The organism is Bradyrhizobium sp. USDA 4341 (genome assembly GCF_054063755.1).
Genome location: NZ_JBSSGO010000001.1, coordinates 894098 through 918573, shown reverse-complemented (window position 1 = coordinate 918573; position 24476 = coordinate 894098). Strand labels below are relative to the sequence as shown.

General features: G+C 61.5%; 28 protein-coding genes. 20 read left to right on the top strand and 8 right to left on the bottom strand.

The genetic code is table 11. From position 1 onward, the window contains the following. Positions 1-8: 8 nt before the first annotated feature. A complete protein-coding gene (locus ACVIGB_RS04535; RefSeq protein WP_456717924.1) occupies positions 9-323 on the bottom strand; it encodes a hypothetical protein in 315 nt (104 codons plus the stop codon). 247 nt (positions 324-570) lie between these two features. On the opposite strand from ACVIGB_RS04535, the gene ACVIGB_RS04530 reads away from it, so the two are divergent. The 15 genes from ACVIGB_RS04530 to ACVIGB_RS04460 all read left to right on the top strand — a co-directional run bounded on the left by ACVIGB_RS04530 (position 571) and on the right by ACVIGB_RS04460 (position 17454). Beyond that, the gene (locus ACVIGB_RS04530; RefSeq protein WP_456717925.1) at positions 571-1713 is read left to right on the top strand and encodes a hypothetical protein; all 1143 of its coding nucleotides are present in this window, start codon (positions 571-573) and stop codon (positions 1711-1713) included. Between the two features lie 158 nt (positions 1714-1871). Continuing rightward, the gene (locus ACVIGB_RS04525; RefSeq protein WP_456717926.1) at positions 1872-3497 is read left to right on the top strand and encodes a sigma-70 family RNA polymerase sigma factor; all 1626 of its coding nucleotides are present in this window, start codon (positions 1872-1874) and stop codon (positions 3495-3497) included. 129 nt (positions 3498-3626) lie between these two features. Beyond that, entirely contained in the window at positions 3627-4571 is a 945-nt protein-coding gene (locus ACVIGB_RS04520) for a hypothetical protein (RefSeq protein WP_456717927.1), read from the top strand. 87 nt (positions 4572-4658) lie between these two features. Next, entirely contained in the window at positions 4659-5198 is a 540-nt protein-coding gene (locus tag ACVIGB_RS04515; RefSeq protein ID WP_456717928.1) for a cold shock domain-containing protein, read from the top strand. A gap of 75 nt (positions 5199-5273) precedes the next feature. Continuing rightward, complete coding sequence (locus ACVIGB_RS04510; protein WP_456717929.1) at positions 5274-6680, top strand: hypothetical protein; 1407 nt, start codon at positions 5274-5276, stop codon at positions 6678-6680. Positions 6681-6991: 311 nt separating this feature from the next. Next, positions 6992-7462: a MucR family transcriptional regulator gene (locus ACVIGB_RS04505; protein ID WP_456717930.1), complete on the top strand. Its 471-nt coding sequence runs from the start codon at positions 6992-6994 to the stop codon at positions 7460-7462. 431 nt (positions 7463-7893) lie between these two features. Further along, positions 7894-8733, top strand: a complete 840-nt coding sequence (locus ACVIGB_RS04500) for a thioredoxin domain-containing protein (RefSeq protein ID WP_456717931.1) — start codon at positions 7894-7896, stop codon at positions 8731-8733. Positions 8734-8752: 19 nt separating this feature from the next. After that, entirely contained in the window at positions 8753-12205 is a 3453-nt protein-coding gene (locus ACVIGB_RS04495; protein ID WP_456718253.1) for a chromosome segregation SMC family protein, read from the top strand. Between the two features lie 58 nt (positions 12206-12263). Then, entirely contained in the window at positions 12264-12563 is a 300-nt protein-coding gene (locus ACVIGB_RS04490; protein ID WP_456717932.1) for a hypothetical protein, read from the top strand. A gap of 98 nt (positions 12564-12661) precedes the next feature. After that, the gene (locus ACVIGB_RS04485; protein WP_456717933.1) at positions 12662-12955 is read left to right on the top strand and encodes a hypothetical protein; all 294 of its coding nucleotides are present in this window, start codon (positions 12662-12664) and stop codon (positions 12953-12955) included. A gap of 150 nt (positions 12956-13105) precedes the next feature. After that, positions 13106-13804: a hypothetical protein gene (locus ACVIGB_RS04480; protein ID WP_456717934.1), complete on the top strand. Its 699-nt coding sequence runs from the start codon at positions 13106-13108 to the stop codon at positions 13802-13804. A gap of 71 nt (positions 13805-13875) precedes the next feature. After that, positions 13876-14988 (top strand): hypothetical protein, encoded by a 1113-nt coding sequence (locus ACVIGB_RS04475; protein ID WP_456717935.1) that lies wholly within the window; start codon positions 13876-13878, stop codon positions 14986-14988. 456 nt (positions 14989-15444) lie between these two features. Continuing rightward, positions 15445-15792 carry a hypothetical protein gene (locus tag ACVIGB_RS04470; RefSeq protein ID WP_456749096.1) on the top strand — a complete coding sequence of 116 codons (348 nt, stop codon included), beginning with the start codon at positions 15445-15447 and terminating at the stop codon, positions 15790-15792. Between the two features lie 655 nt (positions 15793-16447). Then, positions 16448-17068, top strand: a complete 621-nt coding sequence (locus ACVIGB_RS04465) for a hypothetical protein (protein ID WP_456717937.1) — start codon at positions 16448-16450, stop codon at positions 17066-17068. Then, positions 17065-17454, top strand: a complete 390-nt coding sequence (locus ACVIGB_RS04460; protein WP_456717938.1) for a hypothetical protein — start codon at positions 17065-17067, stop codon at positions 17452-17454. The genes ACVIGB_RS04465 and ACVIGB_RS04460 overlap by 4 nt, the downstream gene beginning before the upstream one ends. 11 nt (positions 17455-17465) lie before the next feature. On the opposite strand, the gene ACVIGB_RS04455 is transcribed toward ACVIGB_RS04460, so the two are convergent. The 3 genes from ACVIGB_RS04455 to ACVIGB_RS04445 all read right to left on the bottom strand — a co-directional run bounded on the left by ACVIGB_RS04455 (position 17466) and on the right by ACVIGB_RS04445 (position 18940). Next, positions 17466-17717: a hypothetical protein gene (locus ACVIGB_RS04455; RefSeq protein WP_456717939.1), complete on the bottom strand. Its 252-nt coding sequence runs from the start codon at positions 17715-17717 to the stop codon at positions 17466-17468. 72 nt (positions 17718-17789) lie between these two features. Beyond that, positions 17790-18188, bottom strand: coding sequence for a hypothetical protein (locus tag ACVIGB_RS04450; RefSeq protein ID WP_456717940.1), 399 nt, complete (start codon positions 18186-18188; stop codon positions 17790-17792). Then, positions 18185-18940 (bottom strand): tetratricopeptide repeat protein, encoded by a 756-nt coding sequence (locus tag ACVIGB_RS04445; RefSeq protein ID WP_456717941.1) that lies wholly within the window; start codon positions 18938-18940, stop codon positions 18185-18187. The genes ACVIGB_RS04450 and ACVIGB_RS04445 overlap by 4 nt, the downstream gene beginning before the upstream one ends. Positions 18941-19100: 160 nt before the next feature. On the opposite strand from ACVIGB_RS04445, the gene ACVIGB_RS04440 reads away from it, so the two are divergent. The 4 genes from ACVIGB_RS04440 to ACVIGB_RS04425 are packed head-to-tail and all read left to right on the top strand — an operon-like array spanning position 19101 to position 21010. Continuing rightward, complete coding sequence (locus tag ACVIGB_RS04440; RefSeq protein WP_456717942.1) at positions 19101-19727, top strand: uracil-DNA glycosylase; 627 nt, start codon at positions 19101-19103, stop codon at positions 19725-19727. A 60-nt stretch (positions 19728-19787) separates the two neighbouring features. After that, a complete protein-coding gene (locus tag ACVIGB_RS04435) occupies positions 19788-20159 on the top strand; it encodes a DUF4031 domain-containing protein (RefSeq protein ID WP_456717943.1) in 372 nt (123 codons plus the stop codon). After that, the gene (locus ACVIGB_RS04430) at positions 20156-20725 is read left to right on the top strand and encodes a hypothetical protein (RefSeq protein WP_456717944.1); all 570 of its coding nucleotides are present in this window, start codon (positions 20156-20158) and stop codon (positions 20723-20725) included. Before ACVIGB_RS04435 ends, ACVIGB_RS04430 begins: the two co-directional genes overlap by 4 nt. Positions 20726-20740: 15 nt before the next feature. Next, entirely contained in the window at positions 20741-21010 is a 270-nt protein-coding gene (locus ACVIGB_RS04425; protein WP_456717945.1) for a hypothetical protein, read from the top strand. 12 nt (positions 21011-21022) lie between these two features. Here the strand turns inward: ACVIGB_RS04425 and ACVIGB_RS04420 are convergent, their stop codons facing one another. Together ACVIGB_RS04420 and ACVIGB_RS04415 are read right to left on the bottom strand one after the other, a co-directional pair. Beyond that, on the bottom strand, positions 21023-21661 hold the full coding sequence (locus ACVIGB_RS04420) for a DsbA family protein (RefSeq protein ID WP_456717946.1): 639 nt from the start codon (positions 21659-21661) through the stop codon (positions 21023-21025). A gap of 103 nt (positions 21662-21764) precedes the next feature. Further along, positions 21765-22580 carry a L,D-transpeptidase gene (locus ACVIGB_RS04415; RefSeq protein WP_456717947.1) on the bottom strand — a complete coding sequence of 272 codons (816 nt, stop codon included), beginning with the start codon at positions 22578-22580 and terminating at the stop codon, positions 21765-21767. A 29-nt stretch (positions 22581-22609) separates the two neighbouring features. Here ACVIGB_RS04415 and ACVIGB_RS04410 point away from each other — a divergent pair, with 29 nt between their 5' ends. Next, positions 22610-22912: an HU family DNA-binding protein gene (locus ACVIGB_RS04410; RefSeq protein WP_456717948.1), complete on the top strand. Its 303-nt coding sequence runs from the start codon at positions 22610-22612 to the stop codon at positions 22910-22912. 178 nt (positions 22913-23090) lie between these two features. Here ACVIGB_RS04410 and ACVIGB_RS04405 read toward each other — a convergent pair whose 3' ends face one another. Beyond that, complete coding sequence (locus tag ACVIGB_RS04405) at positions 23091-24329, bottom strand: DUF6551 family protein (RefSeq protein ID WP_456717949.1); 1239 nt, start codon at positions 24327-24329, stop codon at positions 23091-23093. Continuing rightward, entirely contained in the window at positions 24326-24457 is a 132-nt protein-coding gene (locus ACVIGB_RS04400; protein ID WP_456717950.1) for a hypothetical protein, read from the bottom strand. Before ACVIGB_RS04400 ends, ACVIGB_RS04405 begins: the two co-directional genes overlap by 4 nt. Positions 24458-24476: the final 19 nt, after the last annotated feature.

Below are 24476 nucleotides of genomic sequence, written 5' to 3'. Positions count from 1 at the left end.
TTAATCCCTCATGGCAGCGGAAATTGAGGTGAAATGCAGGTCGCCAGGATCGCGTAGGATCCAAAACCGGTGCCGCGGGCGATTGACATGCAGCCCAGAATGACCTGGGTCGGGATCACCCCCCAATTGGCCAGCAGGACGTCGTGTGCACGAAACTCCTGCTCCCGGCAGGAACGGAAATTGAACTCGTTGACCCTTCCCGTCGTGGGGCCGCCGGCCTGGCGGGCGCATTCCGGGTCGATGCGGAAGTTCGGGAATGGGATCTGGACACCAGGTTGGGCCAGCGCCGGCGGCATGACTTGCGCCAACTCCTGCACCCCCACTGGGGGCTCCTGCTCCGCGGACTCCGCGGACTCCGCGAGCGACGCGCTGCCACCGGGCTGCGGCACTGTCCCAGGCAACGGCGCTTGCGCCGCGGCAGCACCGCTCAAGGCAATAAGGACGGCAAAGCAGACAAGGATTCGATTCACGACGGGGTTTTCCTAAATTGACCCCCTCAACCGTGAGGAAAACGGCTGAGACGTCAAGACCGCGCTCGACTTTTGCAGCCATCATCACCACGATCCACGCATGAGCACTCCTGATGAACAGCCGAAACTGCCCTCGACCAGCGATCTGCCGACACTCGTCGCTGCGAGGTCGCAACATGGGCCCAACGGCTCGCTTGTCTATGGCCTGAAGCTGCTTTCCGACGGTCTGAAGGCCGGCGCAATTGCCAACGCGCGATACAAGGACGCCTATTTCGTCCTCACCCGTGTGATGGAGGACGCCTGGAAGGATGCGGTTATCTCGAAATTCCCGTTCTACGGTAAGAACAAGGCCGCCGACGAAGCGCACCGGAAGTACCCTCATTCGCCGACTTTTCTACGCTGGGAAAAGCCGCGCGCGGAATTTGCCAGGATGCGGGATACCGAGGCAGATCCGCTGACCCGCTCGATCCATGAGGCGGCCGTGCGCTTTTACGACGAGTGCCTTCCCCTTGCAAAGGTCGTGGTCTGGGCCAGGGCTCATGCCGTCAAGCGTCAACCGGCGCCACCGCCGGAGACCCCGGAAGAAGCGCTACCGCAGGCAACCCGGGAAGGTCGCCGCATTGTCCGGGAAGTGCTTGCCGAGACCCTGGAAGGGGTGCGTGCGGAGTATCGCGAAGAGTTGCTGGATCAGTACGTTGGCATCGTGAAGCGTCTGTATAGCAAGCGTGATGAAATCGATCCCAAAGACGCAATCGAATGGGGCCCGCCGGGGCTCTTCAGCAGGACCTTCGAGATTGTTCGCCAACCGGGCGCCCGCAAGTCCAAGATTCGCCGTCGCGACGACTGGCAGGAAGCCGTGGCCGCGTATACCGAGAGTCAAGTGGCCTTGACCTTCCGACGCTTCATCGAAAAGAATGTCGAGAAGCTCGGCGCCATCATCGAGCTCAAGGGCAACGATATTCCGAAGCGGAAGATCATCGATGCCTCGGTGAGGGGCAACATTCTGGTGACTCGGATGACCTTTACCTTTGTCGATGGCTCATCGTTCGAGGTCATGAACCAGATCGTTCACCAATATTCGCCACTCGGCCGACCCTTCGTACGCTTCCCGACGACCTTCCATGACGTCCGTCTCGCCGACGGCAGTAAGCTGGCGACTCCTTCCGAGGCTCTGATGAAAACGGTGTTCGTCGGAGCTGAGGCACCGGCCGACGATAATAACCCCCCGGCTCCTGGACCGTAGTAGCGCTGAAGAAGCATTGGCAATGCAATCCGACGTCTTCCGGTTCGGAAGACGAATCCTTTGGATAGTGCAGGGGATAGCCGGAGTTACCTGAGCTCGACGACTCGACATCTGCCGGTCGCACCCGAACAATCGGAATTCGGTGACCGGGGGACGCTATGCGCAATCTCGCCGTCGAGCTCAGGGGCGAGCCCGATGACAATTTTGAGTTGGGACGACACAGGCCGGCAGATGAAAGCGCGCCAGCCAATGCTTCCGCTTCACCGCGCGCCGTGTCAGCCACGCAGCGCACTCCGACACGGCGTGAGGCTGTCACGGCCAAGCCTGTCGGCGACCGCACGGCCATCACGCAGTACTTTGCTGAGGTCGGCCGACATCCTCTGCTGACCCGAGATGGCGAGATCGCGTGCGGTCTCAGGATGCAGGCGGGCAAATTCGCGCTCTTTGAGGCTCTTTCGGCCTGGCCGGGTGTCTATCAAGCATTCCGCAATTGGCGCAGGGAGCTCGAGCAGGGCGCATCACCCTACCGTCTCCGCGCCATTGGCGACGGAGCCGACGGTCAGGACGCCGGCGAGATAGATGCCGACCTCGAGCGCGACGACGCCGATACGCTCGAGCACCTGTTCGAGCAGCACCGTGCCGATGCGATCGTAGCGATCGGAGACATCATTGCGTACGAGAGCGGGTCGGTGGGTCGTACGATCACAGGTCGGTCGGAAGTCGGGATCGCAATCGCGAACTACGGACTTCTCACGCCTCAGTTCAAGGAACTGGTCGACGCAATCCTGTCGGATGGCAAGGATCTTTCGTCGATCGACCTGGAGGCGGCGCGAATTGCGCGAAAAGCGGGGTTCAACACTGACGAATTCCGCACTCTCTGGCTGTCCTACAATCCGCTCTGGGGCGGTGGCGACCGCACGCGCCGACCCGATCTCCCGCCCCGTTTCGAGGGTCAAATCGAGTTTGCAGCCATATTGTCGAAGCTCGCCGATTTCGCTCGGCGCCTCGGGATGGCCGTTCCAGCATTCCGGAAGGCGCTTACCCTGGCAAGATCGGGCCTTGCCATCATCGAGGAAGCCAAAAACGAGATGGTGTGCGCGAATACGCGGCTCGTCATCTCGTTTGCAAACCAGCTCAAACACCGCGGGGTGTCATTCGACGATCTGATCCAGGAGGGCAATATTGGACTCCTGCGCGCGGTCGATGGTTACGATCATTCGTTAGGCTACAGGTTCGCGGCCTACGCCAGCTGGTGGATCCTGGTGTCGATGAAAAGAGCGATCGCCGATCAGTCGCGGACGATCCGCTATCCGATCCACCTCGTCGACAAGATGTCGAGGGTGCGCGCGGCAACGCTGGTCTTCAGACAACGCAACGGACGCCAGCCGACCGAGCAGGAAATCATCGAGGCCACCGGATTGAAACCCTGGATCGTCAAACGGTGCCTCGAAGCAGCGACAACCGTTTCAATCGATGAGGTCATTGGGGAGGATGGCGGCACCACGCGTGGGGATCTGATCGAAGACACCGAGGCGCCTCGTCCGGACGAAGGCCTGCTTCAAGATGACCTCCGGTGTCAGCTGGCCGATATCCTGGCCACGCTTCCGGCCCGGGAAGCCCATATCCTGCGGCATCGCTTTGGTTTGGACGCCGAGGAACGAACTTTCGAGCAATTGGGGACGGAGATGTCCTTGTGCCGGGAACGGATCAGACAGCTGGAAACGAAGGCGCTCCGAACGCTCAAGTTCCGCGCCGGCTCCCGTGGACTACGGGTACTCCTGTAACGACAAGTTTGACGCCGCTAACGTTTTAGGCTTAGCGTCTCTGTAAAATTTCAAGGATTCGTTTATGGTGCCGTCCGAAATTGGGACGCCCGGTGTGAGTGTTCAGGGGGATAGTGTGAAGAGGTTGAGATGAAGTGGCTGGATCTCTCGGCCTATGGGGTCGAACTGAAAATCAGTGCCGCAGCGCTCGACAAGCCGGCGCTCTATGTCCTGACCAATGGTGATTTCCTGGAGACAGTGCTCTCCGGCGCCGGCTTCATCCGGCGGCCCAGCGGGCTTTGGCTCAGGTTCTTCGAATTTGGCACGCTTGGCCCGGTCCTGCAGACGCTCGTGGCAGACTTGCCTTTGGTTCGCGTGAATGAAATGTCTCCCGCTGAGATCGGACTCGTGACCGCGTCGGCCGTGAGCCGCGAAGATCTCAGCGGCGGTCCCGATCTTCCATCGACCGATCAGGACAGCGGAGCTTCGCGGGCGGAAGGCATCGACACCGTGTTTCCCGACATTCCACCGGCTTCTCAAGCTCAATGGCATGACGACTCGGCTGAGAACGACTTGGCCAGCGACCTGCCGGTTGTGGATGTCATTCCCGAGTTGTCGCAGCCCGAGGCATCGAACGTCGATCCGCAGGTGAGAACGCAACGTTATGGTTTGCTGTGGAAACTTCCGCTGCTTGGTTTGATCGGACGTCTCGGACATGTCGACCAAACGCTGCGCCATGAGCCCCAATTCGCAGAGCCGCCGCTGCACCGCCTGGACGCCGATTGGATTGTCTCAGTGATGCGCGAGGATGCAGCTGCCTTGACCGGTCAGCGCGATCTGCCCGCGCATTGCCATCTGATCGCCAAACTCGCAGACGCTGCGGATATCGCGCGAGCCAACCGGTTGATAGGACGACGCATTACCATGCAGAGCGCAAGCGGTGCAGTAGAGGTCACACTCATCGGGCTGACCGAAGGGCGGACTTCATTGGGCTTCGGCCAACCCGACGACGTGCTGGTCGTCGGCGACCCGGGCGAGGGGTTCGGCGCCTCGGTTATTCCGGACGATCTGCTGCTAGCCGAACAGGCTGCTTAATGCCTGCTGTTGAATCCTTGAACCCATGCGTTGACAGCGATTCCTGTCGACCACAAAGTTGGATGGGTTTCGAGGATGTTTGGGGCAATGGATCAGATTATCGAAAGGCCGTTCGGGCACACGCGGCTCGAGGAAACGGCAGTCCTGTCGAAGGTCAGCGGCACGGTCAAATGGTACAATCGGCAACGCGGCTATGGATTCGTGGTGGCCGAAGGCATGCCCGACATCTTTCTCGGCCAGGTCGCCGTGGAGGAGGCGGGATTCGGCATCCCGGCTGACGGCTGCTCGATCGTTGCAATGGTCCAAACCCGTGGAAAGGGACTGTCCTGCAAGCAGATCCTGGAATTGTCCGGGCCGACCGTCGAAATTCACCGGCCAAGCGCGGTCGAAACGATCCGCGACATTCAAGGTCCTCGGCTTGGCACCGTGAAACTGTTCAAGTCCGATGTCGGTTACGGCTTCATCACGGTGGGAGACGATGTCCGCGACATCTTCGTCCATGTCTCGACGCTGGAGAAAATCGGCATCCACCGGTTGCTTGAAGGTGAGCGTGTCGAGGTGAAATGGGGGACCGGACCGCGTGGGTTGACGGCCGTTGAGATCGCGCGAGTGTCGCGACAATCGTAGCGATCCTGACGCCATTGCGGCTTGCGGTCACCCGAGTGAGTATCGCTCGTATTCGTTCGACCGCGGAGCGCATCAATGAAGCCAGGATCCAAGTTCGCAGCCTTCCTGTCCAAAGGAGCAACGCTGATCGTTCCGGCTTCGATGCCCGCCGGAAGATCCCGAGCGATGGTCGTGGCGGGCCTCGTGGGCTTCACGTTCCTGGCCTCACCCGCTCATGCCCAGTCGTCGGTCTCGCCGGCGGGCACAGCGATGGCGCCCCGGATCGTTGCGCCATCGACCGTTCCGCCCTACGCGCAAGGCGTGAAGGGACCCGAGGCGAGTGCCGCCATGCCCGCGCGGCCGATTGCCGCGGCGCCGCCCGCTGCGAGCCCCACCCGATCCTCTTCAAGTTCGCAGGACTGGCGCAATAGCCAGAAAACCAACCAGCCATCTACACAGGATCGGTCCGAACGACATCGCGATCGCGAATACAGGTCGGCTCCGCTTGCCGCGGTCATAGGCGCAGCTATCGGCCTTCAACAGCAGACCATGCCTGTCGCGCCCGGTTACGGTGGGCCGGTCTATGCGCCCCCGGCGCCCTATTACGACGACGGCGCCCCGATCGTTCAGGGCGGGTATGGGCCGTCCTATGCTCCCTATCCCGCACCTCAGGTCCAGCAGGGTGGATATCAGGCTGGCCGAGCCCAGCCGATTCCCGCCGAAGGCCGAATGCTCGATCCGGAAAGCGCCGGGAAAGTGATGAACCTCGGCGGTCAGGCTTTCGACGCGCGCGACGTGTTCGCCACCGTCGCCGCGGCCCGGGTGATCGGCGTCGATCCGTCGGCGCTGTTCGCACTGGAGTCTCGAGCGGAAAGCGCCGGACAGCGCTTCGCGCAGGGCGCTGGCGGCGACAACCCGCTCGGCGAGATCGCCGGTCCATATGCATACGCGACCCAGCGCTGGCTCTCTGCCTACGAGCGATTTGCACCCGCCGCCGGCATCCCGGGCGCGGCGAATGCCGTCATCCGCGGAGCCAACGGTTCGCTCTCGATCGCTGACGATCACCAAGTCAGCGACATCCTGGCCAAGCGGCAGGACCGCTACATTTCATCGCTCCTCGCCGCGGCCGAGATGAAGTCCAACGACATCCGCTATCGCCAGACCTTCGGCGGAGGTCCGACGATGGCCGAGCTCGTGGTCGGGCATCACGCTGGCCCCGAGGCGATGCTTCGATATGCGCAGATCATGCGGCAGTCGCCGGACGCTCCGCTCGCTTCGGTCATGCGCGCGAATTATGCGCGTGACCTCCTGGTGCTGACAGGCATGGCCGACCTGCAGCCGGACGTCCGCAGCTGGACCATCGGCAGCTTCCAAGCCCGCCTGGACAACGCACTGAAGAACGGTCTTGCCCGGTTCGCCATGGCTAAGGCCGTCGAGCTGCCTCCCGACTATAGACCTGGGTATTCGGCCGAAGCACCGGCCGCAGCCGGTCCGCGGATGTGAAAATCGGTAGTGTCTCAGTTTGAATTGAAGACAGAGACACAAGCGCGCTCTCTCCGAGAATCGGCATCAGGTCGCGTTCTTCGAGGCGCATCGCCGCTCCGTAAGCAGACGCTCTGATCGGTCTCCCGCGCTCGACGAACGAGCGCCCGTCGGGAGGCCCCGTAACACCGCGCTTTTCCCTATGAAGAGTTTGATGTGCAGGTGTGGTCATCGCGGCCAAGGATTCGATTAGTTAAGCACGTTTAACCGTAGTCGATCGTCAATGATGGCATGTATTGACTGTCAAGGATTCGAATCGTATGTGTCCAGACATGACTTCTGCGAAGAAAGACCTGCCATCATTGGAGCCGACCGAAGGCGATGTGCAATTGATGCGATCGGTTGCCGAGATCGTTGCTGCCTATGTCGGGCACAACAAGGTCGACGCCACGCAGATCCCCGGCATCGTCGACTCGGTGCACCAGGCATTGAAGGCGACCCATCAGCAGACAGGGAAGACCTTGCGGGCGGCAGGAAGCGGACGTCCGGCGGTGTCGATCAGACTGTCGATCACCCCGAGCCATATCCATTGTCTGGAGTGCGGCAAGCCGTTCCAGTCGCTCAGGCGCCATCTCCGTTCCAAGCACAGCATTTCCGCCGAGGACTATCGCCTCAAGTGGAATCTGCCTCACGATTATCCGATGATTTCCGAGGAATACGCCGAGGAACGATCGAAGATCGCGAAAACCCAGGGTTTAGGCACGCAGCCAAAGGCGCGAGGCCGCACGAGATCGCAAGCATGATGCGCGTTGCGACCTGTCCCAGGACAGGACGGAGGTCGGCAAATCCTGCCAGCTCCGAGCGTATCCTTCCTCGCACAAGCGCAGGAAGTTTCATTCAACCAAAGGACTGAAGACTATGGCTAAGAAGGCGAAGAAGGTTGCCAAGAAGGCTGCCAAGAAGGCCACCAAGACCGTCCGCAAGGCCGCCAAGGCCAAGAAGTAAGCCAGCGCCTCCGTAAAATCGGGGGGCTGACACGGACCCTTGGGGCCGCCCAGCGATATGCGGGGCGGCCCCAAGCGCTTTCAGGAGGCGGCGGATATCCCCAGAACGGCGGTTTTCCTGTGGAGCGAGCCTCCGAGACACCCTGTGCCCCGGAGCCTCGCCATTCGAGCTCGTCTCGATTCGGCGTATGAGAGTTCAAGGAATCGATTACCGAGAAAAAGGAACCAGAATGACCGTCCAGAACATCGACGCCGTGGCGCCGGGCCCGGTCCGGATCACCAAGACAAATCTGGCGGTAGCCGGCGCATTGATCGTCACGGTCTCGATCTGCGCTGTGGTCCTCGGCTTTTCAATCCGGCACTACATCGAGACCGCAGTGTCGGACGCCGTCGACATCCGCGCCCGCGCCATCGCGACCGATGTCATCAAGACAAACCCTGAACTCGTGGCGGACGCCCTGAACCGCTTTGTGAAGACCCAGCAGGACGAAGCCGCACGCAAGGAAGAGGAGGAACACCGGGTCAATTGGACCGAGATGTCCCGTGCCGATGACGCCATCCCTGTCCTTGGCGATGCCGACGCCAAGGTCACTGTGGTCTATTTCTATGATTCGGCGTGCCCCTACTGCAAGCAAATGGACCCGCTGTTGCGGCCGCTGACCGTGTCCGGCACCGGGGTGAAGGTGGTCTATCGCGAGATCCCGATCCTCGGCGATGCCAGCAAACGGGCCGCGCGTTTCGGTGCTGCGCTCTGGAAGCTGTCGCCTTCCGACTACGACTCCTTTCACGGAGCCTTGCTCGCTTATCGCGGCCAACTGAATGATGCGGTCATCGACCGGATCGCCACCGAAACCCTTGGGCCGGATCTGGCGCTGAAAGTTGCGAGCGCGGCGACGGCCGACAAGGATGGCAAGATCTCCGCTCTCATTCAGCGCGAACTCGATCTGGCGAAGAAGGTCGGCATTCACGGTACGCCGTTCTTTGCCATCGGCGGTCAGACGTTCTTCGACGGAGCAACCTCGCGAGACAAATTCATGGCGGCCATCGAGAAAGCCAAACGGGCAAAGTAGAAACACGAAAGCACGCAGCATGAGGGTCTCAGGCCTCAGGATCGACGGGTTCAAGTCATTTGCAGACGCGGTCAATTTCCCGATTGACCGCGGCATGACTGGTATTGTCGGACCGAACGGCTGCGGAAAATCCAACCTGTTCGAGTCGCTGCGCTGGTCGATGGGAGAAACATCGGCCAAGCGCATCCGCGGCAATGACATGGATGACGTGATCTTTGGCGGAACCGAGCGCCGACAGCCTCGCAATGTCTGCGAAGTGGCGATTCTGCTCGACAATACGGACCGCACCGCGACGTCCCAGTTCAACGATGCCGATCACATCGAGCTGGTGCGCCGCATCGAACGGGGTGAGGGGTCTACCTACCGGCTCAACGGCAAGACTGTCCGGGCCAAGGACGTCCAGCTCATCTATCGCGACATCGGCACCGGCGCCTCATCAGCGGCCATGATCAGCCAGGGGCGGGTCGGGGCGGTGATCAATGCAAAGCCGGTCGATCGCCGGAACGTGCTCGAGGAAGCGGCCGGCGTGTCCGGCCTAGAGCCGCGACGGCGCGACGCCGAGCTCAGACTGCAGGCAACCGAGCAAAATCTGCTGCGGGCCGAGGACACGGCCGCTGCCTATGTCGAACAGATCGAGCGCCTCAAAAAGGAAGCCCGACAGGCCCAGCGCTGGCGCGAAATCGACGGCCTAATCCGGAAAGCCGAGGCCTTGATGATTTTGGCCCGAATGGCCGCGGTCGACGCGCGGCTGGCAAGGGCGGTCAAGGACCAGGAGACCTGCGAACGGACGCTAGCCGACGCTGTGGCCGCCGCCGAAGCTGCCGGCCGGGAGCGCGATACGGCAAGCGGTGCCGTGATCCCGATGCGAGAGCAGCGCATTCGGCACGAGACCCTGGTGGCCCGGCTGGACGCGCGCCGTGAACAGACCCAGGCCGATGCCGAGCGTGCCTCGCGTGACCTTGCGGAGGCAATGCGGCGCACCGATGAAGCGAAGGCGGATCACGCGCGCGAAAAAATCGCAGTGGAGGAAGCTCGCCGGCGCATCGAGGAGTACTCGGCCGAGCGTCGTTCGATTGCCGAAACCCAGGCCACTGAGATGGAACTCATCGACCAGGCCTCCGATCGCTATGACAGCGTCCAGGCAACCGCCGAGAAAGTTGCCGCCGAAGTTGAGCAACTGCTTTCCGCGTCCGCGGCCTCCGATGCGATCCGGAGTGAAGCCGCGCGGCGCGCGACGGAGACCGCGGAGCGCGCGCGCTCGCTGGCATCCAAACTGGCAGAGTTCAAGACACGCCTGACCGACCTGAGCGCAACCCGCCTTGATGCCGATGGCGAAGAAGCGACACGACTGCACGCCGAAGCCGAGGCCGTCGCGGAAGGCGCCCGTGAGCGCCTTGTCGAAGCGGAAGCCGCGACTGCCGCTGCGCGGGAGGACGAGATCGTCGCCCGGACCTCCGGCGCACAGACCGAAGGCGAGGCGGCAGCGCTCGAAGCCGAATTGCGCGGCCTGCCGGCCCTGAGCGCCAACGACCCGAATGCCGGAACCCTGCCGTTTGTCACCGTGACACCCGGCTATGAGCAAGCCTTTGCGGCCGCGCTCGGACGCGAAATCGATAATGCAGTCGGCGGCGAAGCCTCGCCCCGCTGGAGCGGCGCGTGCCTGGCTGTCGGACCGGTCCCGGACGGTGTGGATCGACTGGATGCTTTCGTTGAGGCGCCAGGTGAAGTGGTCCCAAAGCTGATGGGGATCGGTGTCGTGGACACCCGGGAGGAGGCGTTGTCCTGGGCCGGTCGGCTCGAGCCGGGCGTGACGATCGTGTCCAAGGATGGCGCCACCGTGCGCTGGGATGGTCACGTCAGCGAACACGCCGGTGACGGGACTGCCGAGCGGCTCGCGATTGAAGCTAGACGCAAGGAAATCGAAGAAACGCTTCCCGCTGTGGTCGCCCGCCGCGAAGGCGCAAAACAGCGGATCGAGCAGGCGGCCCTCGCCGTACGCACCGCCAAGAGCGCCGAGGACGAAGCGCGGCGCGCGCTCGCTGCGGCCGGCGAGGCCGAACGCGCGACGCGGTCGCGCCGGGACGGGACAACGAGGGCCTATGCCGAGGCACAAGCCCGGCTCACTGCGCTAACCGAGCAGGTTGCTTCGCTCGAGGCAGAAGAGACTGCCGCCCGGGAAGCCGCCTTTGAGGCCGAAGAGGCACTCCGAGGGGCGCCGAACTCGGACGAAATCAAGAGCCAGCTCGAGACGAGGCGCCACGAGCTCGGCCAAGCCAAGAAGGCCGGTGAGAGCGCTAGGGCTATCATGGAAGAGGCGCTGCGAACGCAGCGCGAGCGCCGCGACCGCATGAGCGCGATTGCGCGAGAGGAGGCCGATCACACCCGCAGGCTGGCCGGCGCAGACGAGCGACTGGCAGACCTGGACCGCCGGATCCGACAAGGCGAGGATGAATGCGAGCGCCTCGACAAGGCGCCGGAAGAAGCAGCCAGGATTGCCGAACAGGCCCAGATGGAGATCGAGACGGCCCGCGAAGCGCTTGCGTCGGTAGCCGCCGCGCTGAGCGTCGCGGAGCAGGCGGCAGTCGCATCGGAGATCAAGCAGCGTGACGCTGAAGTGCTGGTTGGCGGGCTGCGCGAGGAGCGCAGCCGGTTGATCGAGGCGATCACTTCGGTCCAGGAGTCTCGTGCCGAGGTAGAACGGCAGATTTTTGAGCGCACCGGCGGTGGTCCGGCCGAGCTTCCGGCTCTCGCAGGCATCGAGCCGGGTGCTGAACTGCCATCGGCTGAAGCGTCCGAGCAGCGCCACAACAAGCTTTTGCGCGAGCGCGAACAGCTTGGCAACGTCAACATGCTGGCCGAAGAGCAGCTTGCAACCACGCTCGGCGACAGCGAAAAGCTGGTCAAGGAACGCGACGAGCTGAAAGAGGCTGTCGCCAAGCTGAGGGACCAGATCGCCGAAATCGACCGCGAGGCCAAGCAGCGCATTGAGGAAGCCTTCATCAAGGTCGATGACAAGTTCCGCTTCTTGTTCACGCGTCTCTTTGGTGGCGGACACGCCCAACTGAAGCTGATCGACGGTGACAGCCCGCTGTCCTCCGGACTCGAAATCTATGCGTCGCCGCCTGGCAAGAAGATGCAATCGCTGCAGCTGCTGTCGGGGGGCGAACAGGCGCTCACGGCTCTGTCGCTTGTGTTCGCAGCCTTCCTGGTGAGTCCGTCGCCGATCTGTGTCCTCGACGAGGTCGACGCCCCGCTCGACGACGCGAACGTCGATCGCCTGTGTTCGCTGATGGAGGATCTCTGCAAGGAGGACGCGACCCGCTTCCTCGTAGTGACCCACCACGCGATGACAATGTCCCGGATGGACCGATTGTACGGCGTCACCATGGCCGAGAAGGGCGTGAGCCGGGTCGCATCGATCAACCTGAGGGAAGCTGAGGAGATCGTCGCTCAGGATGAGGCTGTGGCCTGATCAGATGTGCACCGGTAGATTAACCTCCTAAATCGCCCATCCAACGTCTGGAATCCTCATGGACAAGTTCAATTTCCCTCGGGAAAGTTCAGCCAGTTCGAACCATATCACTGCCGATGCGGTGAGAAATTCGGTCGCGCGGCTCACCTTCGGCCTGGAAGAGGTGTTCCTCGACAACAGGGACTTTCGGGACTGGCTGCGTGGAGATGACGGCTGGCGCATAAAGGAGGTCCTCGAAGTAGGCGCCGTCTGCGCGTTGCTCAAGGGCCATGATCCGAAAGTCGACTACGATGCGGCACTTGTACGGCAGGCGCTTGCAGATCGATTGAGCGTGAACCTTGTAGCGCTGCCAGGCTGAGATCTCTTCTGTTGATAGCCGGCGACCTACCTTTGACTCGCGCCGGCACACCCGCATCCTGAAAACCCCGTCACAAGGATTCACGGGTTTCAGAAAAAATGTCACTCTTCCTCACCAATCCACTCACATTCACAATACTCGGCTGGCAATGGTTCTGGAGCGCCATTGCGATGCTCGACGGGCGCATTGCCTTGCTGGCCGGTGTGATCGCCTGGTTCGCCATGGAGCGAGCGATGACCGCAATATTCGATCCTTTGCTGAAGGCCCTTGCGTTGTTCGGATGCATCGTCCTCGTCATCATTGGCGGCACTGTTTATGGCGGCGTTCAAGCCGGAAAGAACCGCCCGGCCGCCAATTTCGAGAGGCTTTACAAGCTGCCGCAAGCTGGCTGAAGAAACCATTTCAGATCAATTATTTGACCGGAAATCTCCGGAGAAGCGCTTCCCCGTTATCCACCATCATCGTGCAATCGAATCCTTGATCAAAGAACAAGATTCGTCGACCAATCGTGCAGATGATGCCTTCTGAGGCGGGAGCGGTGAATGGTCGGGCAGTCGGTTGATAATCTGAAAAGTGAAGTGCCTGGCGAAATCCGCATGGGCTTCGGAGGATGCTTCCTCTCTGCGACCCGGAACGGTGAACAGGTGGAACTGTGCTATGATCCGACCGACGACGGACAATGGCGCCTGATCGCTATCGGACCAAAGGGGGAATGCCAGAACGCGATGGCCTTTGCTTCCCTGGACGAAGGGCTTGTCCGCATGGCGGACTGGGTCGACGCCGAAAGGCACGGCCCGCGGAAACTCTTCCGCGTTTGGTATCCAGACGGGATGATGCATCGGCCAGGCAGCCTTAGCGCCGAAGACGTGCTGGGAAAGTCCGGCTATTCGCTGGTCGGCAACGCCCGCGCCTATCTGGTTGCGATGGTGGACGTCGACGAAGATCCGGCGCAGGTTCGGCTCGACTTTGCCGAGCGGCTCGGCGCTTTCGCACCACTTCTCTCGTCAATCGATCTGGTTGAGAACATGGGCGACCAGGATTGTTGGTGTGCGGACATCGTGCTGCCGGCGAACGGTCTCTATCGTCCCGCTGACCTCAACCAATTCGCCAAGGAGTGCCTCGGCTCGACCGGGCTCGAGTTGGCTGCCGAGGTCTCAATCGACGAGAACGAGCAGGCTCCCGGTGAACAGGAGAAGGCCGTCGTCCTTCAATTCCCTGCCATGCGGGCCGCCCAGGGATAGCCAAACCTTCGGGCTTGCATGAGCGCGTGCAATTGTCCGCGGCCATTGACCGTAGGACTCGGGTGCCTCGCATGCCGCAATCAATCGTCGACCTCGCGTTTCCGTACCCGGTGCGCTTCATTCGTTCGGGCCACCGGAAGGCAGAAACGGTCTATATCCGGGGTGTCTTGCCAGTGGCCTTCGAGGCGGCGAGCTCGTCGGAGGCGCCGATCGCTTGCGTGATCGATCCGAACCCGAGCCAGAAGGACCATGAACTCTACCTTCAGGAAGTTCGTCGCCATGGAGGTCGGTTCTATTTGCCGCTGAGCACCGATGAGGGCATCCCAAGTGTAGATCTAAGGCTCCTCGAGAGTGCCGCCGGCAAGGCCGGGGTCGATTGGGAAGACAGCCCCTTCCATGCCATCGGCAAGCAGGCTTGCGATATCCCGCTGCGAGAGCCTGTGCGCGCGCTCCCGGAAGCGAACGATATCGCGGTTCGGGAAGTGATCCACTCATGGCGGGAGGAGGTCGTGAAGAAAATCCAGGCGGAAGCGATCAATTACCTCCTGATCGATGGAATTCTGCATCGTTCCTGTCCGGAGCCGCGGCTGCTGGTGGACTATCGGTCTCACGGTTTGGACTTCGAAGTCTTGTTTCACAACGACTATCCGCGCAGTCGCTGGGTAAACGCGGTGTTTGGCATGCACGAGCAGGAAAAGGTCACCGAGTACGTGCGCAGGCTCATCGAATCCGGCAATGTCCATGAGGACTATGTCCAGGAGGGTCCGCTCATCGAACGCGTGGATCGGTCGGTCCCGTGGTCGGACTTCGCCCCCGATAGTCTTTCAATGTGTGCCCCACAGATCATGGAGAGAGCTCGCAAGGCAGCGGCTTGGCTGCCGCGGCCGGGAATCGAAGCCTTCATCGACATGAGAGATGCCTATCAGGCCTTCATTGGCGGCCGGCGCGGTCGCGAAATGATCACGAGGTTCTGCACTGCTTATGCCGCCATAGTGTCTCATTGCGCCGACGACGAAATGTCGCGAGATGACGACGATCCGGACACAGCCCGCGGCCACAACGAGGCTCACGAGCTCGCCCAAGCCGCAGAGCGCTACTTGATCCGGTTTCGCATCGACGGCCTTGCTCCTGAACCGCCGCTTCCCGAGGAGATCGCGACCGTGCTCGCCGGTCTCAACGCTTGAACTTTGGGCTTTCCACGTCACCTGAAATCGTCGATCACATGAGACAAGTTCCGAACACTGCGAAACGACGGGCGATCGATATCATCCTGACCATGATTGGCCAGGTGGCGTTCTTCACGATGTTTTCCATTTCGCTCCTGCGCCGGAGTCGCAGGAGGACGCTGTAACCCAGCGAGTGCGCGCCGAGGCGCTTGCAACGAACAACTGGCGTTGGCTCCAACTACCTCATAGCACTCATCTCATCGCCGACCGCGACCGGGTCGACGGCGCTAAACGAAGGTCACGTACAAGGACCGCTCGGGTCTGCGTGTGTACGACGCGGGTCTCCACTTCGCGGGCGAGCTTGGCGACGACGAAATCGCGTTCCACTTCTGCTAGACATCCGGCTGCTCGGTCTGATAGAAACCACTCCTCCATGAAAAGAGAAGTGATTTCAAGCATTTGTTGGAGTGGAGTGTGAGAAAGTTTTTGATCTGGTTTCTGGCTCTGACTTCCATTTTGGCTGCGGCCTCTCTCATTATCGACCCACAGAAGCCGAAGGCTGGCGAGCTGTTCACGACAGAGACCGTCGACGGGTGCATGCGTCCGAAGGATTACAGAGACCTGCGAGCGGTGCTCGTGCGCGGCGACATGAAGGCGTACAACTTTGCACTCGGTCTGTCCGGCCAGTCCTGCCACACGTTCAACAAGGGTGAGACCATTCTCCCAGGCGACATCGCAGACGATGCCGACCTGACATGTGCGCGGCCAACCGGGGCGAAAGAGTGCTACTGGATCGACCGTGAATTTGTGTCCTCACGGTAGATAATGCCCGCCGAAATCCAGTTAAATTTGGTTCTGCCGCACCCAGATCGAAGATTGCGGCAACGAACGAGTCGTTGCCGCAATCGGCGCCGACGTAAGCTGCTCAAGCAGAAGCCGCTGCGCGAACTCGTTAAGGCTCGCTTCGCCGGCGGCGCCGTCGACGCCTGGACGCTGAATTGTGCCACGCTCGAAGGAATGGATTTGCGCCGCGCATAGCCGAAGGAGGGGATACGCTTTACATCGAGCTGACCCGGTCAGAGGGCTGGCTCGTGATCCGGAGCGAAACAAAAGCGCCCGGGAAACCGGGCAGACGGGCATTCCTGCATCTGATCGATGCCCCGGTTGACCCTGGCGATCGACATGTTGACCGAGTTCGCCAGGCACGGCGGGGCCCTCGCAGACCCGCCGGGGACAGAGAAATTCCGCGCCAGGGTTCGAAATTGATGGCTTAAACCCATCGAATACCGCCAAGGATTGGTTTGCTTTGTCGTCAAGCGCGGGTTAGCGTTTATTTATGAGCAGACCGACGCGGCAGTATTTACCGCCTGCTTGAACCAGTTCCGTCCTCCAGTGTTAGTGTTGAGTTACAATCGTCGGGCTCGGCAGGCTTGCAACCACGCGCGACAAGGGGCGCACACGAAGGATACAGATCGCTATGAACAAGGGTTCCACGTTCATTTCAGCTTCGGCATTGCTGATTGCCATTGTGGCCGCGTCGGGGGCAGCGTTTGCCGGTGGTGACGTGATCGAGGGGCGCAACCACCGGCCCCATCACCGCCACCACGGCGTCATCGTCCAGCGTGAGACCTATATCTCTCATGACTTCGTCGCGCCGGCCCAGCTGCCGCCGGTCGGCGTGGGCCTGCATCGAGGCGCCTTCCATGGCCGCTACATCGGAGCCAACTACGCCTACAATCCCGCCTATCGGGAGGTCGAGCGCAGTACCGCTTATGGAGCGCAGGCGCAACTCGACGGCATCGTGCACGGGTCCGATAGTTACAACAGCATCCCCTATGCGGCGGGCTATGTCGGAACCTACGGCGGCGCGGCTGGCTATGGGGTGGCCGCGGAGGGCACGTCAGTCGCCGGCGGAATGATCTTCGAACAGAACACAACAGCAGCACCGGCGCCGGTCCGCGGGTTCCGCAACGAATATCGCACCCGCGATGCCTACGCGTTCAATTACGACTACGAGAGCGAGAATCCGGCCTGCTGGAAGGCCCAGTACGTCGCGGGCCAGGTCCGGCACGTCTGGAGCTGTCCGGGCGGGCAATGAGCTATCAACGCGTCATCCCGCGAGACCTTTTCAATGAGTCGTCGCTCCTGAAATGCTACGGGCGGCTCTACATCGTCCTGGAGAAGGTTCCCAGTCACTCGGCCCGCTTCACAGATGAGCCTGTTTCCGAGTTTGAGATCCGCCAGCGTGCCGATGATGGTTCGATCTTCATCGAAAACCTGCCGCTTCACGTCGGCGATGATGAATTCCGCCTTGTGCGGCCGCTCAACAGCCGACATCCATGGCCTCTCTACGCCGAGCGGATCGGAGATCCGGATTTCGAACCTGTAGAAGTCTTCGATGACGAGGGCGAGTTAACAGCCGATATGCGGAAGCTTCTCGCCGCGTACGAGTCGCGACCCGGCACGGGTAAACCGGCGATCTGAGCTCCGTGAGTTCAGGGGCGCGGTAACGACAATTCCGCGGAATCTTTGGGCTCGAGATCTGCCTCGCCAACCCAGATGTAGAAGTACGCGCTGTCGTGCTTGAAAAGCGCGGCGGTCTTGCTGAGGAGTTGCACGGCTTTCGGCTCGACCGCCCAACCACCGGAGCCACCCTCGATCCATTTCGCCGGCGTTCCAACTGGAATGAGGACGTCATGGATGTCCCGATAAGTGAGGCGGACATCGTGCTTGGTGACCTGGTCCATCGTTTAAGTCCTCGGAAGCGAAATTTGATAAGCGCGGGCAACGCATCACGCGCCGCGATGCGGACAGCTTTACTACGTCCCCCGGCAAGCCCGGAGGCTCGCCGCGTCCGAATGATCCTCTTCAGAGGATGCGTGCGTTTGCGCGGAAGCCGCGGCGACTGCGCGCCCCAGCCGGTCATCCTCGGACGTGCTGAACGCGTTCATGTCAAAGGTCGTGCCATCGACCACCCGATAGAATGTGGTCGTCATTTTGCCTACGGTCGCCCTCCAGTCCGTTCCCGGCAGGCTGAAGCGCGCCCGACCGCCCACCTTCGTCAATCGCCCTCCGGCGCCGCCGAGCACCAGAGAGGTTGACGATTCTGACCTTACGGTCGCGCTGGCCGTCTCACCATCGGGCACGAAACCACCCTCGAGCAGGACCTCGATCGCCCGGGTCATGGCCAGTTCTGCCTTCGAGGGTGACTTGCTCATTTCGGCGCGGCTTCGGTCTTGTGGCTGGTTTCGGAGTTCTCGCCGACGGGCTTGAAGTCCTTGACCCGCGTCTCGGCGCTAGCAATCTGCTCTGGCGTCATATGCTTGGCGATCTCCTCGCGCAACGCCTTCGTCAGGGCCTTGGGCTTATCGCCGTCGACCGCGTCCATCGCAAGCGAGAGCCAGGTGTAAGAGCCCACCAGGTCCTTCTCAGCGCCGGCGCCGTCGGCGAGCGCCGCCCCGAGCGTCACCATCGCATTGGGATATCCTTGCGCGGCCGCCCGGCGCAGCCAAACATCGGCCTTGCCCTGGTCCTTTGTCACGCCGGTCCCGTTCATGAAGGCATTCGCTAACGAGAACTGCGCGTTGGGGTTACCCTGATCAGCAGCAAGAGCATACCACTTGTCGGCTTCGGCCGGATCAGCTTTCACCCCACGGCCGTAGGAATACATGATCCCGAGCAGGAGCTGCCCCTTGTCGTAACCGGCCTCCGCCGACTTGCGAAACAAGCTCGCGGCGGTCCCGTCGTCCCGCTCGACGCCCTGGCCATTCGCATAGGCAAGACCGGCATTGTAGGCGGCGACTGGATCCCCCTTGTCGGCCAGTTCCCGCATGATCGAGGCCGCCTTGGTGAGATCGCCGGCCTCCTTGGCGGCAATTCCCTCGGCGAAGGTGCCTGCCGCGACCGGCACAACGGACCCGAGGAGCAGTACCAGACCGATCAGCGCCCGCCGCAGTTCTCGTAACGCCATCTTTCGAGCCTCCATCGAATCCTTGGAGGGTTTTTCTGCCTCATGAGCCAGGAGCGCTCAAGACGTGAATTCCGGTAGTATTAACGATTTGGCGCTCCGGTGATGCAGGTTCAACGCGTTATAGTCGCATTTCTTCGATTCTCAATTGGAATGATCGTTTGTGACGCCTGATCCGCTTGCGCCTGAAGTCTACGAAGCCATCGCCGAAGCGGAGGATATCGTAACGCTAGAGCAGGTTCTGCTTGAGAACCTGACCCTGTCCCTGCGCGAACTCACCGATCGCTACTGCTTTGGCTGGGGCGATCCGACTTCGCCATTCGTCGCTATCCTGGAGCAGCCCGGTCCAGTGGGATTGGATGGCAGTCCGCTTGCCGGCGCGGCTGGAGAGCTCTGGCAGGGCATGCTGGCCGGGATCGAACAGACCAGAAGGTCGACCTACATGGCGAACTTCTCGCCCTGGCCTACGCTCGGCGGCCGCGCGTTGACCCTGGAGGAGGCGGATATGCTCAAACCGTTCCTCCGGCGGCATATCGCACTTTGCAAGCCTCAGGTCATCGTCCTTGTGGGCGGCAATGTCGGACGCGAGATGCTCGGTTTGCCGGGTAACGTCTTCGACCAGACCGGGGTCTGGCACGAATATGACGACGGCGAGATCATCATTCCGGCCCGCGTGGTCCTGCATCCTGCCCTGCTGCTCAAGGATGGCGCCCTGAAGGAGCAATCCTGGTCAGACATGCTCGCGATAGCACGCGTGCTCGGCGGAGAAAGCCCTGACGTTGGGCATTGAGAGCAAGGATTCGGGCTACGGGCGCGTCTAAAACGGGATCGTTCAAGGTCGGAGGTCTGGATGACTGTCTACATCGACGATATGCATCGTTATCCGATCGGTGAGTTCCGGGTCGGCAGGTACACGATGAAGATGAGCCACATGATCGCGGACACTGAGGAAGAGCTGCACGCAATGGCAGCACGGATCGGCGTGGCGCGGCGTTGGTACCAGGACGACCACTACGACGTCTCGCTCGCCAAGCGGGCCCTCGCGGTCAAGGCCGGCGCCGTTGAGATTACCTACCGACAGTACGGCTTGATGGCTTCGAATCGGCGCGCGACCGGCAGCCTCGGAGATCCGGCCACGGCGAAGGAGGTGTGGGCCGCCCGTCGGAGATTGGCAAAACAGGGGCAAGCAGGATCCGCTGACCGTGCCAGAGAGCCGGCATGAAGGCGCTGTCATCCGCTCAACGACGAGCACTCATTGGCGCCCGCGACCACGGTAACCCAACTTGGGGAATCCACGGACAGTCGGCATGGGGTGGCTGGAACGGGACCAAGCACTCGCTGCGCAAAGGAGGCTACCTCGATCGGGAAAACAAGATCACTGATCTCGGGCGCTGGCGGCTAGCAATCGATCTTGGTGAGATCCCGAAGCAGACGCCGGCGCCGGCAGCAGATCAGGTTCGCGAAATTCCACCAAGTTCGATAGAGTCATCTCGACCACGCGGAGCTGAACCCATGATCCAAACATACGATGAACTCGTTGCCCTCGCCGAGCAGGCCAAGCCGGTTCCAGTCGATACCACCAGCGAAGCCAAAGATGACTGGGGAAGCGATCGTCAGATCGACGCGCAAAACCTGTTCTTCAATGAACTCGAGAAGATACTGCCCGAAGACCGCTTCGCCGAGCTGGAAGGCTACTGCCTGAAGGCGACGACAGAGGAGATGCTGGAAGAGGCCCTGCGCTACGCGCGCGGTCACATGGGCATCCTGGAGCCGACACCGGCACCTTAATCTGGAGCGGAAGCGATGACAGTCACCCTGAAAAAGGTCGGCGATATCATTCCGGCGCAGTTTCGCAACGACGGACGATCTTTTGGTCTCGACTATCCGTTTATCTACGCGAACGACCTCGCCCAATGGTTGATCTGGAACCGACACACTGGAGAAGTCGTGTACCTCGAGGACGAGGCCAACCCGGCGCTCGCAGAGGATATCTGCAGAAAGCGCTGCGAGCAGTTGAATGCAGTGCCGCCGATCACCGCAGAGCTGATTGCGGCCTACGACGCGACGCCCTGAAGAAGTGCCGGCTCAGTGGCCGGCCTTCTCCTCGAGCGCCTTGACGATCTCGTCGTATGCATTGCCCTTGATCATCTTGCCGTCGACGAAGAACGTTGGGGTCGAATTCACCTTCAGCTTGATCGCGGCATCCTGCACGGTCTTGAGGGCAACCAGCTTGGAATCGTCTTTCAGGCAGGCATCGAAGCCCGCAGCATCAAGTCCGTTGTCGGCCGCGATCTTTCGCAACTGAACCGCGGTCTCCGCGCCCACCCATGAGTTCTGGGTGCGGAAGAGAGCACCGAGCACGGTGAAATACTTTTCGGAATCGTCCTTGGCGACGCACCGGGCGACGACGGCTGCAGCAGCCGCCTTGATGTCGAGCGGGAACTCCCGGAAGACGTAGCGGGCTTTGCCGGTGTCGATCCAATCCTTCTTCAGCTTCAGGAAGCCGTCTTCGGAGAAGGCCGCGCAATGTGGGCAGGTCATCGAGGCATACTCGACAATGGTCGAAGGGGCATCCTTCGAGCCGAGCGTCATGTCGCCGAGCGGCGAGGGGGTTGCCAGGAGTTCGGTAAAGGCGACTTCGCCAACCTCGATGGCGCCGACGGCGGACGTCGCGAAGGTCAGGGTGGCCAGGGAAGCAAGGACAATGCGGCGGTTCGGGATCACGGCAGGCTCCTGAAGAAAAGGGTTATGATGGCGCTACCGCTGAAGCCGGGATCGGGCAAGGACGCGGGTGAGATTTCCCCCGCGCTCCCACCGAATCCTTGGCTCAGTAGGCTCCAGGCTCCATTCGGTCCCGGTAGTAGCGGACCTCATAGCTCTCACGCTCCGACGGGCTTCCAGCGGTCGGCGCGTCCTCCACGGCGGCTCCGGATCTGCGCGCAATGACTTTCGATTTCGCATGCGCTGGGATAGGTGTGCCCTGTGCTGGCCCAGGTTCTTCGCCTTGGATCACGATGGTCGTCTCGGCGCGATTACGGCCGACCAGCTGAAAGAGCTTTTTGGCATTCGCCGGCTCCAGCCGCACGCAGCCATGCGAAGCGGGTCGGCCGAGGTGGCTCACTGCGAAGCTGCCGTGGATAGCGTGACCGAGCTTGGTGAAGAAGATCGAATTCGGCATGGGAGCGTTCTCGTACCTGGACGAGGCATGGTTTTCGTCGAGCCACAATGCTGGAAAGCTCCCATTGGGCGTGCGATGTCCGTTTGTGGTGCCGGTCGAGACGGGCCAGGTCCAGAGCGCCTTTCCGTCGACGTCCACCTGCATCGACTGGCGGCCCTTATCGACAGTGACGAGGACAGCCGACGTCGCCGCTCGTGACGCAACGAGGAGCAGGATGACGGTGAGAGCTGTCAGAAAGCGCATCGAGGTTACCGGTGATTGGAAGAAGCATCCCCCAATCATGCCATCCTCCATCGTGTGCGGGCACCACCATGGAGCTTCGATCCACCACGTAAATAAATCCTTCGGCGGAGGCGCCCGGCGAACCTCCGCCGAAAACCTTAGGTTCGCTATTCGTGAACGGAAATTAAGCATTCCCTGTGAGGAATCGCTGAAAACCTTGGTTTCTCGAGAAAAGTCGGCCATAAGCTGGTTTGCCGAATCAAGGAGAACCCATGGCAACTCAACTCTCGAAGTCGCAACTCATCGAAAAGATCGCAACCACCACCGAGCTGTCCAAGCGCGAGGTCAAGGGCGTGCTGGATAACCTGGTCGAGATCGGCCACAAGGAGCTGAAGAAGAACGGCGTGTTCCTCGTTCCCGGGTTCGCCAAGTTCGTTGTGATCAAGAAGCCCGCGACGAAGGCGCGGAAGGGCACCAACCCCTTCACCGGCGAAGAGATGATGTTCAAGGCCAAGCCGGCCCGCAAGATCGTCCGCGCCCGCCCGGTCAAGGCCGCCAAGGACGCGCTGGCCTAAGCCGCCAAGATTTCTCCGAACGGAGATCGAAAAAGCCTCCCTCGCGGGAGGTTTTTTTGTGCCGCCGTCGCCGAGCGCTTAGCCGACCAATCTCTTGACAGAGTGAGGGGCAGCGTCCGACACCAGATTGACGACCTAATACAAGCCCTCGCCGCGCTCGCAGAATCCAGGACTCTCCTCAGGCGGCCTTGCGTAGATTGGCCGGCGGTCCGAACGGCTCCGCGAGTTTCTCGATGATGACGCTTGCCACCTGCCTGCGGGTGCGCCGCGCCTCCACGGAGGCATCCTCCAGCAGGGTGTCGAAGTCGATTTCCTCTGCCTTCCGGATCGCCGACGAGAGGTTGGCGACGAGCTTCGGCCGCTGCGAGAGCACCTGACAGAGACCGCGGATGACGGGCCTGCGCAACAGGCCGACATTGCCTCCACCGGTTTGCGTCAGGCAGCTAAGCGCCGCCCCGAGCGTCTCGGCGCCAAAAGTCTTGAGGGCATCAGAGAGGCAAGAGACTGCCAACGTCTGCCCCGCCTTGATGTTGTTGGCCGGAACGGGATAGCGCAGGATTTCGACACCGGCCTCGGCACAGACGCGATCGAGCTCACGCGCCTTGCGATCGCCGGCGGCGACGCGAGCAGCATGCAGCTGCAGCGGGGTCATCTTCGTCACGTTGCCGTTGATGGCGGCAAAGGCTGCTGCCTGCTGCTCCGGGGTGGCCTGGATGATCTGACAGGGCACCTTGGTGACGCCGCGGCAGGCGGCGGCCGTGGTCCGGTGCTGACCGTCGACGATCGCATAAAGGCCGTCGTGGATCCGGGCGACGATAACTGTCGCGAACCGGCTCCAGTCGAAGTGTGCTGCAATCTCAATGACGTTCTTGCGACCGCTCCGCAGGATCTCTCGCTGATACTTCACGTCAACCCGCAAGAGCTCGATATCGATCCAGGCGAGTTCGGGTGGGACGCCGAGATCCTCTGATTTGGGCGTCTGGAGCTTGTTCAGGAACGGCCTGATGTCGATGACGCGAAAATCGCCGGAGGCCTCGACAGCCTTCGCCTTCGCTTTTGCCTTGGTTGTCACCTTGTCGACGACGGGGCTAACCAGCGCGGCCGCCGCCTTGGCACTTTGGACTGGCTTGGCCTTGGTATCTGTCGTCAGATCGACGGCCGTTGAGGCAGTGAGCGTTGCGTTGAACTCGTTGCGCATCCGCTTCATCAGCCAGGATGCCAGGTTGCCTGTTCGGTCAAAAGACCCGTGCTCGGCGCGCGCCTTGGCGAGGACAACCTGAACGAGGCGCTCGGCCTTGTCATGGCTGCGACACAACGAGCTTGCCAGATTGCGCAGCGAAGATTCGTGCCGCGCAAGGGAATTTTCGAATTCGGGCGGCGCCGGCCGGCGGCGTGCAATGTCTGGATGCATGTTCATGCGACGAGGATGTGCGGGGATCCTGCAAGTGGCACGATGAAAATTGAGGAATCCTTGGAGAAATCGACCGAAAAATAAAATGCGCTGTCGTTCGCCGGCTTCACCAAAGCGATGGCGGCGGTTCGCATCAAGACGGCTCCTCCGGTG

Excerpts from the sequence above, each read along its gene's own strand:
- ACVIGB_RS04530 (WP_456717925.1), top strand. The coding sequence starts at position 571 with ATGAGCACTCCTGATGAACAGCCGAAACTGCCCTCGACCAGCGATCTG.
- ACVIGB_RS04525 (WP_456717926.1), top strand. The coding sequence starts at position 1,872 with ATGCGCAATCTCGCCGTCGAGCTCAGGGGCGAGCCCGATGACAATTTT.
- ACVIGB_RS04520 (WP_456717927.1), top strand. The coding sequence starts at position 3,627 with ATGAAGTGGCTGGATCTCTCGGCCTATGGGGTCGAACTGAAAATCAGT.
- ACVIGB_RS04515 (WP_456717928.1), top strand. The coding sequence starts at position 4,659 with ATGGATCAGATTATCGAAAGGCCGTTCGGGCACACGCGGCTCGAGGAA.
- ACVIGB_RS04510 (WP_456717929.1), top strand. The coding sequence starts at position 5,274 with ATGAAGCCAGGATCCAAGTTCGCAGCCTTCCTGTCCAAAGGAGCAACG.
- ACVIGB_RS04505 (WP_456717930.1), top strand. The coding sequence starts at position 6,992 with ATGACTTCTGCGAAGAAAGACCTGCCATCATTGGAGCCGACCGAAGGC.
- ACVIGB_RS04500 (WP_456717931.1), top strand. The coding sequence starts at position 7,894 with ATGACCGTCCAGAACATCGACGCCGTGGCGCCGGGCCCGGTCCGGATC.
- ACVIGB_RS04495 (WP_456718253.1), top strand. The coding sequence starts at position 8,753 with ATGAGGGTCTCAGGCCTCAGGATCGACGGGTTCAAGTCATTTGCAGAC.
- ACVIGB_RS04490 (WP_456717932.1), top strand. The coding sequence starts at position 12,264 with ATGGACAAGTTCAATTTCCCTCGGGAAAGTTCAGCCAGTTCGAACCAT.
- ACVIGB_RS04485 (WP_456717933.1), top strand. The coding sequence starts at position 12,662 with ATGTCACTCTTCCTCACCAATCCACTCACATTCACAATACTCGGCTGG.
- ACVIGB_RS04480 (WP_456717934.1), top strand. The coding sequence starts at position 13,106 with ATGGTCGGGCAGTCGGTTGATAATCTGAAAAGTGAAGTGCCTGGCGAA.
- ACVIGB_RS04475 (WP_456717935.1), top strand. The coding sequence starts at position 13,876 with ATGCCGCAATCAATCGTCGACCTCGCGTTTCCGTACCCGGTGCGCTTC.
- ACVIGB_RS04465 (WP_456717937.1), top strand. The coding sequence starts at position 16,448 with ATGAACAAGGGTTCCACGTTCATTTCAGCTTCGGCATTGCTGATTGCC.
- ACVIGB_RS04460 (WP_456717938.1), top strand. The coding sequence starts at position 17,065 with ATGAGCTATCAACGCGTCATCCCGCGAGACCTTTTCAATGAGTCGTCG.
- ACVIGB_RS04455 (WP_456717939.1), bottom strand. The coding sequence starts at position 17,717 with ATGGACCAGGTCACCAAGCACGATGTCCGCCTCACTTATCGGGACATC.
- ACVIGB_RS04450 (WP_456717940.1), bottom strand. The coding sequence starts at position 18,188 with ATGAGCAAGTCACCCTCGAAGGCAGAACTGGCCATGACCCGGGCGATC.
- ACVIGB_RS04445 (WP_456717941.1), bottom strand. The coding sequence starts at position 18,940 with ATGGCGTTACGAGAACTGCGGCGGGCGCTGATCGGTCTGGTACTGCTC.
- ACVIGB_RS04435 (WP_456717943.1), top strand. The coding sequence starts at position 19,788 with ATGACTGTCTACATCGACGATATGCATCGTTATCCGATCGGTGAGTTC.
- ACVIGB_RS04430 (WP_456717944.1), top strand. The coding sequence starts at position 20,156 with ATGAAGGCGCTGTCATCCGCTCAACGACGAGCACTCATTGGCGCCCGC.
- ACVIGB_RS04425 (WP_456717945.1), top strand. The coding sequence starts at position 20,741 with ATGACAGTCACCCTGAAAAAGGTCGGCGATATCATTCCGGCGCAGTTT.
- ACVIGB_RS04415 (WP_456717947.1), bottom strand. The coding sequence starts at position 22,580 with ATGGCCGACTTTTCTCGAGAAACCAAGGTTTTCAGCGATTCCTCACAG.
- ACVIGB_RS04410 (WP_456717948.1), top strand. The coding sequence starts at position 22,610 with ATGGCAACTCAACTCTCGAAGTCGCAACTCATCGAAAAGATCGCAACC.
- ACVIGB_RS04405 (WP_456717949.1), bottom strand. The coding sequence starts at position 24,329 with ATGAACATGCATCCAGACATTGCACGCCGCCGGCCGGCGCCGCCCGAA.
- ACVIGB_RS04400 (WP_456717950.1), bottom strand. The coding sequence starts at position 24,457 with ATGCGAACCGCCGCCATCGCTTTGGTGAAGCCGGCGAACGACAGCGCA.